We start from the raw sequence: 14,710 nt of genomic DNA, 5'->3' as shown, positions 1-14,710 counted from the left end.
CAGGTGTTCCCCCCAAAAAAATCTAGTCGGCGCGACGCGGTCCGGCATGGACCGGTTTGCCATTGGTCCGGCCGGGCGCGGCAGGCGCCGGGTCGGGTTGCAGTTCATAGGCCGCGACGTCGCTACCCTGCGGCGCGGTCAATCGGCTCACCACGGCGTGCCGCACGTGCGCGGGCAGGCTGGGCGCGAACTTCTTCACGTAGGCCGTCATCCATTCCGGCCGCGCCAGCAGGAACGGGAAGTCGGTGGTCATCATGGTCCGCACCACCAGCATCGCGATCGGCGCATCCAACGGCCGAAAGTCCTTGTTCCACAGTCCGGGCTGGTCGCAGCCGGGATAGAACTGGCCGAGCATGGTGCCTTGCGCAACGAACTCGGTCTTGAGTTCCGCGTGCAGCTCATCGATGAGCGTGTAATCACGCACATCGGGCAGCACGGTGATCAGCGTGCGCAGCACCGCCGCCCCGCCCTCGGTGGGCGGCAACTCGGGAAAAAGCTCCAGCGCGTCGGCGAGCACCTGCCGCACGAATGACGGCCGCGGTTGTGCGCCGGGGATCTGCCCGATCCACATCAGGTCGCGCCGGATTGATGGTCCGACATATGGGCACACGGGCCCGTCCCGGCCGAGCGCGGGCGTGTGCTCGGTCAAATGATCTTCGGCCCACCCGCGGACAATATCCACCGTCACTCTCGTGAATGGGCAGGGTAAATCGCTCATGGACAGCGGGATCCAATTCATCCCCGACCGCGGTCCGATAACGATCTTGGTCATACGTCACCTCGTCACGTTACGAAGTCGAGTATCCACCCTTCTGATGCCGATTCACACCCATTATCAGGTCCCTAATTTTGGGGGCAGGGATTCGCAAAATTCGCCGACCGGAATCTGTAACGCGCCGCCAAGTTTTCTCGAAATACTCAGAATGGCCAGGTCACTGGCCATCTCGCGGCCAAGGTCATTTCCTGCCGTATTCCCTAACCCCGCAGGGGTTCACCCGCGCTACCGACTCGGTAAACCATTGTCTTCGCAGCGCTGGAACTGCTTTAGAAGGACACGAATAAAGAACTTATCGGCATCGGAATTATTGCGCTCCCGCAACGTTCGAGATCCGGGCACAAAAAAACCGAGTGGCCCGAGACTAATTCGCCCCGGACCACTCGGTCGGAAAGCTGATTGCGCAGCCGAACCTGGGCTCAGCCGCGCAGCAGCGCGCGCGACATGACGACGCGCTGGATCTGGTTGGTGCCCTCGTAGATCTGGGTGATCTTGGCGTCGCGCATCATCCGCTCCACCGGGAAGTCGGTGGTGTAGCCGGCGCCACCGAACAGCTGCACCGCGTTGGTGGTGACCTCCATGGCCACATCGGAGGCGAAGCACTTGGCGGCGGCGGAGATGAAGCCCAGGTTCTTCTCGCCCCGCTCGGCGCGGGCGGCCGAGGTGTAGACCATCAGGCGCGCGGCCTCGATCTTCATCGCCATGTCGGCCAGCATGAACTCGGTGTTCTGGAAGCTCGCGATCGTCTTGCCGAACTGCTTGCGGTCCTTGGTGTAAGCGATCGCGGCGTCCAGGGCGCCCTGCGCGAGACCGACGGCCTGCGCGCCGATGGTCGGGCGGGTGTGGTCCAGGGTCTGCAGTGCGGTCTTGAAGCCGGTGCCCGGCTCGCCGATGATGCGGTCGCCCGGGACCTTGCAGTTCTCGAAGTACAGCTCGGCGGTCGGGGAACCCTTGATGCCCAGCTTGTGCTCGAGCGGTCCGACGACAAAGCCCTCGTCGTCCTTGTGCACCATGAACGCGGAGATGCCGTTGGCGCCCTTGTCGGCGTCGGTCACCGCCATGACGGTGTACCAATCGGACTTGCCGCCGTTGGTGATCCAGCACTTGGAGCCGTTGAGGATCCAGCCCTCGCCGTCCTGCTTGGCGCGGGTGCGCATGGAGGCGGCGTCGGAGCCGGCCTCACGCTCGGACAGCGCGTAGGAGGCCATTTTGCCGGCGACGAGGTCGGCGAGCACCTTCTGCTTCAGCTCTTCCGAGCCGTTCAGGATCAGGCCCATGGTGCCGAGCTTGTTGACCGCGGGAATCAGCGAGGAGGAACCGCAGACGCGGGCGACCTCTTCGATCACGATGCAGGTGGCGACCGAGTCGGCGCCCTGGCCGCCGTAAGCCTCGGGCACGTGCACGGCGTTGAAGCCGGCGGCGTTCAGCGCCGTGAGCGCCTCCTGCGGGAAGCGGGAGTTGCCGTCCACATCCTTGGCGTGCGGGGCGATTTCCTTCTCCGCCAGCCCGCGGATCGCCGCGCGCAGTTCGTCGTGGAAGTCCTCGAGCTTGAACAGATCGAAATCCGGGTTTCCCGCCATGGGGGCACACTCCTGGGTCGTCAACGCAGAGCTTGCTGAAAGTTAGTAGGCACTGAGTGCCATGTTAGGTTCGAGTATACGCGTGCGCTTGGGAACTACATGCAGATTCTTCGTGGCACTGAGTGTCAGTTCACACGTTTAATCAGATTCCAGCGTACCCAGCTTGCGCGCCACAAGATCGGCTACCTGCCGTGACGGCATGTCCCGCGGAAACACCGCGACCACCATCTCGTCGGCGGAGCGCGCCGCCCCCGGCCCGCGCGGAATCGCCGCCAGCTCCACCCGCAAATCCGCGGCCCCCGCATCCGACTCCCCGCGCACCATCCGCCGCAGCAGATAGTTGTGCGTCGCCGTCACCGCGGCCGTGAACTGCACCCGCGCCAGATCCGGCGACTCCGGCAACCGCTCCCGCAGATAATCGGTGAACAACCGCTCATACCGGAACACCGTCACGATCTCGCGTTCCCGCAACGCCGGCACCCGCCGCACCACCCGATACCGCCGCGCCGCGATCTCCCGCCACTGCGTGAACCGCTCGAACACCCCCACCACCGCCGCGCACACCGCATCCCACGGATCCCCTTGCGCCGCCGCCAAATCCGCCGCCGCCCGCGCCAACTGCGACTCGTGATCAGCGAAGATCACATCCTCCTTCGACCGAAACTGCCGAAAGAACGTCCGCCTGCTGATCCCCGCGGCCTCCGCGATCTCGTCGACAGTCGTCGCCTCATACCCCTTCTCGGCGAACAACCGCAACGCCTGATCCACCACCGCCAGCCGGAACTGCGCGGCGTCGTCGGTGCTCATTAGCCCAGGAGTTTGGTGCGGAGGGCCTGGTCCTTTTCGAGGACCATTTTTTCCAGGCCGGCTTGGAATTGCTCCATGCGGGAACGGAGTTCGGGGTCGTGGGCGGCGAGGATGCGGACGGCGAGCAGGCCCGCGTTGCGGGCGCCGCCGATGGAGACGGTGGCTACCGGGACGCCGGCGGGCATTTGGACGATGGAGAGCAGGGAGTCCATGCCGTCGAGGTATTTCAAGGGGACGGGGACGCCGATGACCGGGAGGGGGGTGGCGGAGGCGACCATGCCGGGGAGGTGGGCGGCGCCGCCGGCGCCCGCGATGATGACCTGGATGCCGCGGCCGGCGGCGTCGCGGGCGTAGTCGAGCATGCGCTGGGGGGTGCGGTGGGCGGAGACGACGCCGACCTCGAAGCGAATACCGAACTCCGCCAAGGCTTCCGCGGCGGCTTCCATGGTGGGCCAGTCGGAGTCGCTGCCCATGATCAGGCCGACCTGCGGTCCAAGATTACTCACTGGTGGGGGTCCCATCCGTCGGTCCAAACCGCGTGCGACATCCAGTGCGCCGCTCGCTCTGCCTGCTCTCGCACCACCGCGACGTCGTCGCCGAGCACGTTGATGTGCCCGATCTTGCGGTCCGGGCGTTCGCTCTTGCCGTACATGTGCACCTTCGCCTGCGGCAGTCGCGCGAACAGGTGGTGCAGGCGCTCGTCCATCGACATCGCCGGCGCCTCGGGCGCGCCGAGGATGTTGGCCATCACGGTGACCGGGGCCAGCGGGCTGGTGTCACCGAGCGGGTAGTCGAGGACGGCGCGCAGATGCTGTTCGAACTGGCCGGTGCGGGCGCCGTCCATGCCCCAGTGGCCGGAGTTGTGCGGGCGCATGGCGAGCTCGTTGACCAGGAGTTCGCCGTCGTGGGTTTCGAAGAGCTCCACGGCCATCGCGCCGACGACGCCGAGTTCCTTCGCCAGGTTCAGCGCCAGCAATTCGGCTTGCGTCTCCTTGGCCTCGGACAAGCCCGGTGCGGGCGCGATGACGACGGCGCACTGACCGTTGCGCTGCACGGTTTCGACGACGGGCCAGGTCGCGGCCTGACCATAGGGCGAGCGCGCCACCATGGCCGACAGTTCGCGCTTCAGGTCCACCTTCGCCTCGGCCAGCAACTGCACGCCGCGCGCGAGCTGCTCGGTCACGATGGTCTCGGTCGCCGCGGCGTCCTCCGGCATCCACACTCCGCGCCCGTCGTAACCGCCACGCACCGCCTTCAGCACGAACGGCCAGCCGTGCTCGTCACCGAAGCGCACCGCATCGGCCACCGTGGTCACCGCGGTGAACGCGGGCACCGGCAGACCCAGCCCGGACAGCTTGACGCGCATCGCCAGCTTGTCCTGCGCGAACACCAGCGCGGACGGCGGCGGTTGCACGTTCACGCCCTCGGCGACCAGCGCTTCCAGATGCTCGGTCGGCACGCCTTCGTGATCGAAGGTGAGCGCGTGCGACCCGGTCGCCGCTTTGCGCAGCGCGGCCAGATCGGTGTGGCTGCCGAGCACCACCTCGGGGCTGACCTGAGCGGCCGGATCATCGGGATTCTCGGCGAGCACCCGCAGCCGCTGCCCGAGCGCGATCGCCGCCTGGTGGGTCATCCGCGCGAGCTGACCGCCACCGACCATGGTCACGGTGGGCATAGCAGATTGATCGGAGAATCGTGCGGGGGTCACGTCACGGAATCTTGTCATGTCGGGAGGGAATGATCGCTACCGGTACACTCGATCCTTGTGTCATTCGTCGACGGCGTGGTCAACGTTCTCCCCAGACCCCTGGCGGAGATCGCTTTCCGCCACCACGAGCTGATCAAGTTCGCCATCGTCGGGGGCATCACGTTCGTCATCGACAGCGGCATCTTCTACTTCCTGAAGCTGACCGTGCTGACCGAGAAGCCGGTCACCGCCAAGATCATTTCCGGCGTCATCGCCGTCATCGCGTCCTACATTCTCAACCGTGAATGGTCGTTCCGGAACCGGGGCGGACGCGAACGTCATCACGAAGCCCTGCTGTTCTTCGGCGTCAGCGGCGTCGGCGTGGTGCTGAGCTTCCTCCCGCTGTGGGTCTCCAGTTACGTCTTCGACCTGCGCGTTCCCGATGTCAGCCTGATGGTCGAGAACATCGCCGACTTCATCAGCGCGTTCGTCATCGGCAATCTGCTGCAGATGGCGTTCCGGTTCTGGGCCATGCGGCGCTGGGTCTTCCCCGACGAGATGAACCAGCTGGTCGAGGAGTTCGAGGACGAGTTCCTGATCGAGCAGGAGCAGCTCGGCCACAGCTAACGCGGTTCCGGAATCACCGCGTTCGATATCCGCGGCGCCGAAGCGCCCAGGAACACCGCGAACAGGGCCGGCCTGCGCCGCTGCAGCTCCAATCGCCCACCATCGGCCTCGATGAGTGCCCGGGCCAGCGCAAGGCCCACACCGGTCGATCCACCGGCCGAGAAACCACGATCGAAGATGTGTGGCGCGAGCTCGTCCCGCACGCCCTCGCCCTCGTCGGCGACCTCCACACACACCAGTGGCTCGCGCGCATTCCCGGGGCGGACCGTGCGCACCGATACCGTGCAGGTCCCGCCGCCGTGCATCAGGGCGTTGTCGACCAGCACCGCGACCGCCTCCCGCAGCCGTTGCGCGGTGATCGGCGCCGTCAGCATCTTGTCGCCGGTGAGGACCAGCTCCCGGCCCACGTCACTGAACGGATGCCGCCATTCCGCGACGACACCGCGCAGTTCGTCCATCACCGGGATCGGATCGCGGTCCGCGGCGTCCTCGTCGCGGGAGGCGCGCACCAGATCGTCGATCGCCTCGGTGAGCCGGTCGACCTGCGCCATCGCCTCCTCGGCCTCGTGCACGACCTCCGGATCGGTGTGCGTGGACAACTCGTCCAGGCGCAAGCGCACCGCGGTGAGCCGGGACCGCAACTGATGCGAGACATCCGCGACCAGTGCGTGCTCGCGCTGCAATCGTCCGGCGATCTCCACGGTCGCCGAGTCCAGCACATCGGAGACGCGATCCAGTTCGGAGATGCCGTGCCGGCGCGGATCGGGCCGGAAGTCACCCATCGCCAGCCGCGCGGCCCGCGCCGCCACATCGCGCAGCGGATCGGCCACCCGGCGCGCGGTCACCACCGCGACCGCCACCGCGGCACCCAGCGAAGCCAGCACCGCCAGCGCCACCGCCGCGACCGCCTGCCGCTGCTTGGCGTGCATCGGCCCGCTCGGCACCTCCAGCCGCAGTGATCCCGAAATGCCCATGGCCAGCGACTCCATCAGCGGATCCGCGACCGCGTCGGCGCCGATATCGATCCGCGAGGCACTGTCCTGTGGGGTCGGATAGACGATGGTGAGCTTGCCGTCCTTGGGCACCAGCGGCCGCACCGTCCGGATATCGAGGCCGCCGCGCACCAGGCCGTCGGCCTGCTCCTGCGCGATCACCTCCACCGCGATCCGGTCCAACCGGCCGCGCAGATCGGTACGGGTGATGTCCTCCACCCACAGCCACGCCGTATAGGTCAGCGGCACACCGAGCACCACCGTGGTGATGGTCAGCACGGTGAGCATGGACCGCAGGATTCGGCGGCGCACGTCAGTCGGTGTTCAGCCGGAAACCGACACCGCGCACGGTGACGATGCGGCGCTCCGCCATCGGTCCCTCGTCGCCGATCTTGCGGCGTAGCCACGACATGTGCATGTCCAAGGTCTTGGAGCCGCGCAATTCCGCGTCGCCCCAGACCTCGCGCAGGATGGTCTCGCGCGGCACCACCTGACCGGCCCGGTCGATCAGCACCTTGAGCAGTTCGTATTCCTTGTTGGCCAAGCCGATCTCGACGCCGTTGACCATGACCCGGCGCGCGGCCGGCTCCAGCCGGATCCCGCCGACCTCGACCGCTTCGTCGCCGATTCCGCTGCGGCGCAACAGGGCTCGCACCCGGGCCAGCAACTCGGCGAGCCGGAACGGTTTGCCCACGTAATCGTCGGCGCCCGCGTCCAGCCCGACGACAAAGTCGACCTCGTCGGTGCGCGCGGTGAGCATCAGCACGGCGAGATCGGCGCCGCGGGCACGGACCTGGCGGCACACCTCGAGCCCGTCCATCCCCGGCAACCCGAGATCGAGGATGAGCAGATCGTGCCCGCCCTCCAGCGCGCGCTGCAGTACGGCGGGGCCGAAACTCTCGACGGTGACCGAGTACCCCTCACGTCCCAGCGCCCGGGAAAGCGGTGCGGCGATGGCCTCGTCGTCCTCGGCCAGCAGTACGGCGGTCATAGGGAATAGGTTACGGTCCCCGATGCCCGACGCCGTTGTGGCGCTCCTCATCGAATACCTGGTGATAGAGGAGATTGTGCACCTCCTGCACCTGCGGGATGTCGTCGAACTCCAGCGGCTCCTCCGACGAGGACCCGATGATCAGGGTGCCGGTGCCCAGCAGCCGGTCGCCGAGCCCGTGCCGGAACTGCACACTCGAGATCCGGCTCATCGGGATATCGATGCCGGAGTGTGTGAGCACGCCCTGGCGCACCAGCACGCGGCGATCGGTGACGATGAAGTGCGTCGACTTCCACGCCAGCATGGGCGCGATACTGCGCCAGGCCAGAATCGCGATCCACAGCGCCAGGATCACCAGCAGCACCACCGTGCGCGCGGAACCCTCGACCTTCCGGGAGGCAAGTCCCCCAACGAATCCGGCGACCGCGGTGGCCAGGACCAGCGTCACGACGGGCCAGAACAGCATCTTCCAATGCGGATGCCGATGCAGGATGAGCTGCTCATCCGGTGCCAGCGCCTCCTCAGGGGAACCCATGATCGAACCCTACCGCTCGAAGATGCCAGAATGCCTGACACCGACCCCGGCGTGCTGCACAATCGTTCCCCTGCGACGGTCGATCTCGTTCGCGTCGGCAAGCTCTTGCACTTCCAAGTTCTGTCCTGCTCCTAAAACCATGCTCGACAACGACCGTGGAGGCGTGTGTGACCAGGGACCTGACCCAGCTGGAAATCCTCACCGAACTCGAGCCGGTGGCCGAGGAAAACCTGAACCGGCACCTGTCCATGACCAAGGACTGGCATCCGCACGACTACGTCCCGTGGGACGAGGGCCGCAACTTCGCCGCGATGGGCGGAAACGATTGGGACCCTGAGCAATCCCAGCTGAACGAGGTCGCCAAGGCGGCCATGATCACGAACCTGCTCACCGAGGACAACCTGCCCTCCTACCACCGGATCATCTCCGAGGCCTTCGACAACGGCGGCGCGTGGCGCACCTGGGTCGGCCGCTGGACCGCCGAGGAGAACCGGCACGGCATCGTGATGCGCGACTACCTGGTGGTCACCCGCGGCGTGGATCCGGTCGCGCTGGAGAACGACCGCATGGTGCACATGACCAATGGCGTGCATTCCCCGGAGAATTGGGGCGGGTTCCTGCTCAACATCGCCTACGTCACCTTCCAGGAACTGGCCACCCGGGTCAGCCACCGCAACACCGGCAAGGTCTGTCACGACCCGATCGCCGACCGCATGCTGCAGCGCATCGCCGCCGACGAGAACCTGCACATGATCTTCTACCGCAACCTGTGCGGCGCCGGCCTGGATCTGGTGCCGGACCAGGCGATCGAGGCGATCACCATCATCCTGGAGAATTTCGTGATGCCCGGTTACGGCATGCCGAACTTCCGCCGCAACGGTGCGCTGATGGCCAAGCACGGCATCTACGACCTGCGCCAGCACCGCGAGGAAGTGGTGCTGCCGGTGCTGAAGAAGTGGAACATCTTCGAGCGCAACGACTTCAGCGCGCGCGGCGAACAGGCGCGGGACCGGCTCGGCGTCTATCTGGAGAAGCTGGAGCAGGACGTGCTCAAGTTCGAGGAACAGCGCGACCGTTTGCTGGCGCGTGAAGCGGCCCGCGGTTTGCAGCCGGTGTCTTAATACTCGGCACGCAGGTGGGTGACGTCGCCCGCCGAGACGGCCCGGTCGCCGATCAGCAGGCGGCCGTGGTCGTCGACGCCGGCGGCGACCCCGGTCAGCACTTCGCCGCCCGGAAGTTCGGCGCGTACCTCGGCGCCGATGGTGGCGCAGCGTTCGCGGTAGGCCTCGATCAGGCCGGTGGTGTCCCAGCCCGCGGCGCGCCAGGTGTCGAAGCGGCGTGCGAATTCGGTGAGCAGGGACCGCACCAGCAGGGTGCGATCGATCTCCTTCGCACCCGCCAGCAGCAGCGAAGTCGCGTGCGGCACCGGCAGTTCCGACTCGGCGAGGCTCACGTTGACACCGACGCCGACCACCACCGCAGGCTCCCCGCCGCCCGATGCCACTTCGGCGAGGATGCCCGCGACCTTGCGGCCGCCGATCAGAACATCGTTGGGCCACTTCAAGTTCGCGTCCACGCCCGCCGTCGAGCGCAGCGCGTCCACCACCGCGACACCGGTCAGCAGAGGCAGCCAGCCGAGCACCTCCGGGGCGATCCCGCGCAGCCGCACCAGCACCGACATAGAGATCTGCGCCCGCGGCGGACTGACCCAGGTGCGCGCGTGCCGCCCGCGCCCGGCCTCCTGCGCTTCCGCGAGCAGGACCGCCTGATCGATACCCGGTTCGCCCGCGCGGGCGATCAGGTCGGCGTTGGTCGAGCCGGTCGACTCCACCACCTCGACCTGAGAGAAGAACGACAGCTCGGGCGTTTCGGCGACAGCGCGCCGCAGTTGCTCGACATCCAGCGGCGGGCGGTCAACGGAAGGCGTCTGCACAACGGGAACGCTACTCGGCGACCAGGAACTTTCCGTTATTGATAGGCCCAGAACATGATCTAGCTGCGCTTTTTATACTCACGGGTAAGCACTACTCAGTTAGTGAGGGCGACTGTCACTGGTTACACTCCGGAGCCATGACGAGTGTCCAGCAGCAGTCCGCGCAAGATCCGGCGGACTCCCCCGATATCCACACCACCGCTGGGAAGCTGGCTGACCTGCGGAATCGTCTGGAAGAAGCCCAGCACCCGATGGGTGAGGCCGCGGTCGACAAGGTGCACGCCAAGGGCAAGATGACCGCCCGCGAACGCATCCTGGCCCTGCTCGACGAGGGTTCCTTCGTCGAACTCGACGCCCTGGCCCGGCACCGCAGCGTGAACTTCGGCCTGGAGAGCAACCGCCCGCTGGGCGACGGCGTCGTCACCGGCTACGGCACCATCGACGGCCGCGACGTCTGCATCTTCAGCCAGGACGTCACCGTCTTCGGTGGCTCGCTCGGCGAGGTCTACGGCGAGAAGATCGTCAAGGTGATGGACCTGGCCCTGAAGACCGGCCGTCCGCTCGTCGGCATCAACGAGGGCGCCGGCGCGCGCATCCAGGAGGGCGTCGTCTCGCTCGGCCTGTACGGCGAGATCTTCCACCGCAACATCCAGGCCTCCGGCGTGATCCCGCAGATCTCGCTGATCATGGGCCCGGCCGCCGGTGGCCACGTCTACTCCCCCGCGCTCACCGACTTCGTCGTCATGGTCGATGGCACCTCGCAGATGTTCGTCACCGGCCCGGACGTGATCAAGACCGTCACCGGCGAAGACGTCACCATGGAAGACCTGGGTGGCGCGCACACCCACATGACCAAATCCGGTGTGGCGCACTATGTTGCCTCCGGCGAGCAGGACGCCCTCGACTACGTCAAGGATCTGCTGTCCTACCTGCCGAGCAACAACCGCGCCGAGGCCCCGCGCTTCCCGGCCACCGACCCGATCAACGGCGCCATCGAGGAATCGCTGACCGACGAGGACCGCGAGCTCGACACGATCATCCCGGACTCGCCGAACCAGCCGTATGACATGCACGAGGTCATCCGCCGGCTGCTCGACGACGACGAGTTCCTCGAGGTGCAGGCCGAGCGCGCGATGAACATCATCGTCGGCTTCGGCCGCGTCGACGGCCGCAGCGTCGGCATCGTCGCCAACCAGCCCACCCAGTTCGCGGGCTGCCTCGACATCGACGCCTCGGAGAAGGCCGCGCGCTTCGTGCGTACCTGCGACTGCTTCAACATCCCGATCATCACCCTGGTCGACGTGCCCGGCTTCCTGCCCGGCACCGGCCAGGAATACAACGGCATCATCCGGCGCGGCGCCAAGCTGCTCTACGCCTACGGTGAGGCCACTGTGGGCAAAATCACGATCATCACCCGCAAGGCCTACGGCGGCGCCTACGACGTCATGGGCTCCAAGCACATGGGCGCCGACGTCAACCTGGCCTGGCCCACCGCGCAGATCGCCGTCATGGGCGCCTCCGGGGCCGTCGGCTTCGTGTACCGCAAGCAGCTGGCCGAAGCCGCCAAGAGCGGCGGCGACGTCGACGCGCTGCGGCTCGAGCTGCAGAATGAGTACGAGGACACCTTGGTGAACCCGTACGTGGCCGCCGAGCGTGGCTACGTCGACGCCGTCATCCCGCCCTCGCACACCCGCGGCCAGATCGTGTCGGCGCTGCGGCTGCTGGAACGCAAGATGGTGACGCTGCCGCCGAAGAAGCACGGCAACATCCCGCTCTGATCGAGCGATAATTCCCGGGAAGCCGCACACTGGGAATTTCGGGAGACGCCGTGAAGCGCTACAGAGAGGATCTGGCACTGTGACGACCGTGGCAGAAGAAGATGTATTGACCGCCGTCGAGTTGGATCTCACAGTCGAGGAAATCGCGAACGAGGCCGAGGTCACCGCGGATGCGGCAGCCGAGACCCCGGCCGCGGCCGACCAGTCGCTGTTCCGAATCGTCAAGGGTTCGCCGACCGATGCCGAGGTCGCGGCGCTGGTCTGCGTGCTGACCGCGGCCGCGAACAGCGGCGGGGTGGCCGACTCCGGCCCGCAGGACATGTGGGGCCGTCCGACCATGCTGCATCGCGGGACATCTCCGTTCTCCCCGTACGCCTATCCGCAACTGTCACACCTGCGTTGAGCGAGCTGAAGCTCGTACTAGGTTCCGCGTCCCCCGCCCGCCGGGAGGTGCTCCGCTCCGCGGGCATCGATCCGGTGGTGCGGGTTTCCGACGTCGACGAGGACGCTCTCCAAGCCGCCTTGCCCGCCGATTCGGCTCCTGAGGTAATCGTTGTCGAGCTCGCGCGCGCGAAAGCGGAGACGGTCGCCGCCGCCGCGGATCTGCCCGCGAATTGTGTTGTCGTCGGCTGTGATTCGATGCTGCTGGTGGACGGTGTGCTGCAGGGCAAGCCGCACACCCCCGAGGTGGCGCGGGCGCGCTGGGCCGACATGGCCGGGCGCAGTGCCGATCTGCTGACCGGGCACTGTGTGCTGCGGGTCCAGGACGGCACGATCACCGCCTCGGCGGTCGATTGCAGCTCCACCACAGTGCATTTCGCGAAGCCGGACCCCGAGGAACTCGACGCCTACATCGCCACCGGCGAACCGCTGCAGGTCGCGGGCGCGTTCACCCTAGACGGGATGGGCGGCTGGTTCGTGGACCGGATCGAAGGCGATCCGTCCAGCGTCATCGGGATCGGATTACCACTGCTGCGCCGACTGCTTGGCGACGTTGGGGTCGGAGTTGCGCAGCTGTGGGGCCACGCGCCCCGCTGACGGCGTCGCCAGTGTCGGCTCTTCGGCACCCGCGTCGGCTCCGACCGCGACGGGAGTGACGTCACGGCGGGTGATCATCTCCAGGTGGGCCACGCACAGTTCCGGCTCCACGAACGGATGCAGCCGGGCGCTGATCGTGCCCCGGCCGCCGTTGCGGTCCAGCACTTCCTCGATCAATCCCAGATGCACGCCGCACACCACCTCGGAGTGGGTGCGCGCCAGCTCGCGCAGCGGGCAGGCCGTCATCCGGATCTCCACCTGCTCCTCGGGCCCACCCGTCGCCCGACCACCACCCCCCACGGAATCGCGAAGCGATGCTGCGTCTTTGGCCGCGTCCCGTTCCGGGGCGAAGCCGAGCTCCGAGAGCAGCGTCATGGTGACGTCTTTGGCGTCCTCGAGGGTTTCCACCCGGTGATCACCGGCGTCGAGCTTGGCGCCCCAGGCCCGGCCCGCGGTGATCGCGGCATCTGAGCGGCGGCGCGGATCGTTGCCCAGCTGGTCGGCGAGCACCTGCGCCAGCTCCTGATAACCCACCGAACGCTGCACGGCGCTGTAGCCGATGCGCGGACGGCCCCGGCCGCGCGGGGGTTGCTGGAACTGGCGCACCAGGGATTCCTTGGTGAGCACATCCAGGTGGAAGCGGACCGTGGTGACGTGCTGTCCGGTAATTCTGGCCAGTTCCTGGGCATCGAGAGGCTCGCTGGCGCCACGTAGGATCGCGAGCAGTCGCCGTCGCGGCCACGAATCGGACATAGCTCACCCCTCCTCCCGGGAGACTTTATCGGATGTGGGTGCGATTTATTCGCCCATTCAGCCGATTTGTGATCTGAAACGAGATTCACTCACGCAGCACACTTACCATCGTTATGCAGCACGAAACGCCAAAACCGCCGTCTACCTCGCATGAAGGACCCTCATCGTGCCCGTCGCCCCGGACCCAGCGCCCAACTTCGCAACTTTTGCACATCCTCACCGACTAGTAACCACAGAGTGGCTGTCGGCAAACATCGGCGCGCCGGGGCTGAAGATCATCGAGTCGAACGAAGACGTCCTGCTGTATGACATCGGTCACGTTCCCGGCGCCATCAAGATCGACTGGCGTGGCGATCTGAGCGATCCGGTCACCCGCGACTACATCGACGGCGACCGCTTCACCGAGCTCATGCGCGCCAAGGGAATCCAGCGCGACGATACCGTGGTGATCTACGGCGACCGGGACAACGCGCAGGCGGCGCACACACTGTGGCTGTTCACGCTGTTCGGCCACGCGGACGTGCGACTGCTCGACGGCGGGCGGGCGGGCTGGTTGTCCGAGGAACGCGACACCACCTTCGACGTCACGTATCCGGTGCGCAGCGACTACCCCGAGGTGCGGCGCGACGACAGCATCGCGCGCGCCTTCCGCGACGACGTACTGGCGCATTTGGGTAAGCCGGCCGCCGGCGATCGCTTGCGGGGCGCTCGAAAGGGTCTGCTCGACGTGCGCGCCGCCGAGGAATACGCGGGTGAGGTCGCGCCGAAACCGGACAGCCCGGAGGCCTCCGCCCTGCGCGGCGGCCATATCCCCACCGCGCGCAATGTCGAATGGACCCGGGCCATCGGCGCCGGCGGCCGCTTCCGGTCCCGCGCCGAACTCGATGAGATCTACGGCGACTTCACCGATTCCGACGATCTCATCGTCTACAGCCGCATCGGCGAGCGCTCCAGCCTGAGCTGGTTCGTGCTGACCTATCTGCTGGGGTTCGGCGCCGTGCGCAACTACGACGGTTCCTGGGCCGAATGGGGAAATTCGGTGGGGATGCCGATCGTCAAAGGCACTGAACCCGGCGAAGTTCCGGTAGCAGCCAAAGCAACGGGCAAGCGGCGCTAGCTCACATAGCGTATGCAGGTGTGATGTGCGACCTACTGCCGAGTAGGGCTATCCGAGTTCCGGATCTATTGGCACACTGCCTACACTCGCCCGAGAC

The 14,710-nt window shown here is 66.8% G+C and carries 16 protein-coding genes; 6 read left to right on the top strand and 10 right to left on the bottom strand.

From position 1 onward, the window contains the following. Positions 1–22: 22 nt before the first annotated feature. The 5 genes from IBX22_RS23125 to IBX22_RS23105 all read right to left on the bottom strand — a co-directional run bounded on the left by IBX22_RS23125 (position 23) and on the right by IBX22_RS23105 (position 4,837). Positions 23–688: a DUF6875 domain-containing protein gene (locus tag IBX22_RS23125; protein ID WP_194817578.1), complete on the bottom strand. Its 666-nt coding sequence runs from the start codon at positions 686–688 to the stop codon at positions 23–25. 506 nt (positions 689–1,194) lie between these two features. Further along, complete coding sequence (locus IBX22_RS23120) at positions 1,195–2,355, bottom strand: acyl-CoA dehydrogenase (protein WP_194817577.1); 1,161 nt, start codon at positions 2,353–2,355, stop codon at positions 1,195–1,197. A 138-nt stretch (positions 2,356–2,493) separates the two neighbouring features. Then, a complete protein-coding gene (locus IBX22_RS23115) occupies positions 2,494–3,162 on the bottom strand; it encodes a TetR/AcrR family transcriptional regulator (RefSeq protein ID WP_194817576.1) in 669 nt (222 codons plus the stop codon). Beyond that, entirely contained in the window at positions 3,162–3,683 is a 522-nt protein-coding gene (purE, locus tag IBX22_RS23110) for a 5-(carboxyamino)imidazole ribonucleotide mutase (protein WP_194817575.1), read from the bottom strand. Before purE ends, IBX22_RS23115 begins: the two co-directional genes overlap by 1 nt. Further along, a complete protein-coding gene (locus IBX22_RS23105) occupies positions 3,665–4,837 on the bottom strand; it encodes a 5-(carboxyamino)imidazole ribonucleotide synthase (protein ID WP_194817879.1) in 1,173 nt (390 codons plus the stop codon). The genes purE and IBX22_RS23105 overlap by 19 nt, the downstream gene beginning before the upstream one ends. A gap of 90 nt (positions 4,838–4,927) precedes the next feature. Here IBX22_RS23105 and IBX22_RS23100 point away from each other — a divergent pair, with 90 nt between their 5' ends. Further along, positions 4,928–5,476 (top strand): GtrA family protein, encoded by a 549-nt coding sequence (locus IBX22_RS23100; protein ID WP_194817574.1) that lies wholly within the window; start codon positions 4,928–4,930, stop codon positions 5,474–5,476. On the opposite strand, the gene IBX22_RS23095 is transcribed toward IBX22_RS23100, so the two are convergent. Genes IBX22_RS23095 through IBX22_RS23085 form a run of 3 tightly spaced genes read right to left on the bottom strand, consistent with a single transcriptional unit; the run spans position 5,473 to position 7,994 of the window. Then, positions 5,473–6,780: a HAMP domain-containing sensor histidine kinase gene (locus tag IBX22_RS23095; protein WP_194817573.1), complete on the bottom strand. Its 1,308-nt coding sequence runs from the start codon at positions 6,778–6,780 to the stop codon at positions 5,473–5,475. The two genes, IBX22_RS23100 and IBX22_RS23095, sit on opposite strands and share 4 nt — an antisense overlap. Position 6,781: 1 nt before the next feature. Then, positions 6,782–7,459 carry a response regulator transcription factor gene (locus IBX22_RS23090; RefSeq protein WP_194817572.1) on the bottom strand — a complete coding sequence of 226 codons (678 nt, stop codon included), beginning with the start codon at positions 7,457–7,459 and terminating at the stop codon, positions 6,782–6,784. Between the two features lie 10 nt (positions 7,460–7,469). Next, positions 7,470–7,994, bottom strand: a complete 525-nt coding sequence (locus IBX22_RS23085; RefSeq protein WP_194817571.1) for a PH domain-containing protein — start codon at positions 7,992–7,994, stop codon at positions 7,470–7,472. A gap of 167 nt (positions 7,995–8,161) precedes the next feature. Here IBX22_RS23085 and IBX22_RS23080 point away from each other — a divergent pair, with 167 nt between their 5' ends. Continuing rightward, positions 8,162–9,115: an acyl-ACP desaturase gene (locus IBX22_RS23080; RefSeq protein ID WP_194817570.1), complete on the top strand. Its 954-nt coding sequence runs from the start codon at positions 8,162–8,164 to the stop codon at positions 9,113–9,115. Here IBX22_RS23080 and IBX22_RS23075 read toward each other — a convergent pair. Further along, positions 9,112–9,927 (bottom strand): biotin--[acetyl-CoA-carboxylase] ligase, encoded by an 816-nt coding sequence (locus IBX22_RS23075; RefSeq protein ID WP_309234741.1) that lies wholly within the window; start codon positions 9,925–9,927, stop codon positions 9,112–9,114. The genes IBX22_RS23080 and IBX22_RS23075 overlap by 4 nt on opposite strands. 137 nt (positions 9,928–10,064) lie before the next feature. On the opposite strand from IBX22_RS23075, the gene IBX22_RS23070 reads away from it, so the two are divergent. The 3 genes from IBX22_RS23070 to IBX22_RS23060 all read left to right on the top strand — a co-directional run bounded on the left by IBX22_RS23070 (position 10,065) and on the right by IBX22_RS23060 (position 12,743). Next, positions 10,065–11,705, top strand: a complete 1,641-nt coding sequence (locus IBX22_RS23070) for an acyl-CoA carboxylase subunit beta (RefSeq protein ID WP_194817569.1) — start codon at positions 10,065–10,067, stop codon at positions 11,703–11,705. A gap of 79 nt (positions 11,706–11,784) precedes the next feature. Next, positions 11,785–12,108, top strand: coding sequence for an acyl-CoA carboxylase subunit epsilon (locus tag IBX22_RS23065; RefSeq protein WP_194817568.1), 324 nt, complete (start codon positions 11,785–11,787; stop codon positions 12,106–12,108). A 5-nt stretch (positions 12,109–12,113) separates the two neighbouring features. Further along, positions 12,114–12,743 carry a nucleoside triphosphate pyrophosphatase gene (locus IBX22_RS23060; protein ID WP_194817877.1) on the top strand — a complete coding sequence of 210 codons (630 nt, stop codon included), beginning with the start codon at positions 12,114–12,116 and terminating at the stop codon, positions 12,741–12,743. On the opposite strand, the gene IBX22_RS23055 is transcribed toward IBX22_RS23060, so the two are convergent. Beyond that, positions 12,669–13,496, bottom strand: coding sequence for a metalloregulator ArsR/SmtB family transcription factor (locus tag IBX22_RS23055; RefSeq protein ID WP_194817567.1), 828 nt, complete (start codon positions 13,494–13,496; stop codon positions 12,669–12,671). The two genes, IBX22_RS23060 and IBX22_RS23055, sit on opposite strands and share 75 nt — an antisense overlap. A 166-nt stretch (positions 13,497–13,662) precedes the next feature. On the opposite strand from IBX22_RS23055, the gene IBX22_RS23050 reads away from it, so the two are divergent. Further along, positions 13,663–14,613, top strand: coding sequence for a sulfurtransferase (locus IBX22_RS23050; RefSeq protein WP_194817566.1), 951 nt, complete (start codon positions 13,663–13,665; stop codon positions 14,611–14,613). The last annotated feature ends 97 nt before the right edge of the window (positions 14,614–14,710 follow it).

The organism is Nocardia sp. XZ_19_385 (assembly GCF_015355755.1).
Lineage (GTDB): Bacteria > Actinomycetota > Actinomycetes > Mycobacteriales > Mycobacteriaceae > Nocardia.
Note: the sequence above shows the minus strand (reverse complement) of the source record. Positions and strands in the feature narration are given on the sequence as shown.

Excerpts from the sequence above, each read along its gene's own strand:
- IBX22_RS23055 (WP_194817567.1), bottom strand. The coding sequence starts at position 13,496 with ATGTCCGATTCGTGGCCGCGACGGCGACTGCTCGCGATCCTACGTGGC.
- IBX22_RS23120 (WP_194817577.1), bottom strand. The coding sequence starts at position 2,355 with ATGGCGGGAAACCCGGATTTCGATCTGTTCAAGCTCGAGGACTTCCAC.
- purE (WP_194817575.1), bottom strand. The coding sequence starts at position 3,683 with ATGGGACCCCCACCAGTGAGTAATCTTGGACCGCAGGTCGGCCTGATC.
- IBX22_RS23105 (WP_194817879.1), bottom strand. The coding sequence starts at position 4,837 with ATGCCCACCGTGACCATGGTCGGTGGCGGTCAGCTCGCGCGGATGACC.
- IBX22_RS23070 (WP_194817569.1), top strand. The coding sequence starts at position 10,065 with ATGACGAGTGTCCAGCAGCAGTCCGCGCAAGATCCGGCGGACTCCCCC.
- IBX22_RS23090 (WP_194817572.1), bottom strand. The coding sequence starts at position 7,459 with ATGACCGCCGTACTGCTGGCCGAGGACGACGAGGCCATCGCCGCACCG.
- IBX22_RS23085 (WP_194817571.1), bottom strand. The coding sequence starts at position 7,994 with ATGGGTTCCCCTGAGGAGGCGCTGGCACCGGATGAGCAGCTCATCCTG.
- IBX22_RS23115 (WP_194817576.1), bottom strand. The coding sequence starts at position 3,162 with ATGAGCACCGACGACGCCGCGCAGTTCCGGCTGGCGGTGGTGGATCAG.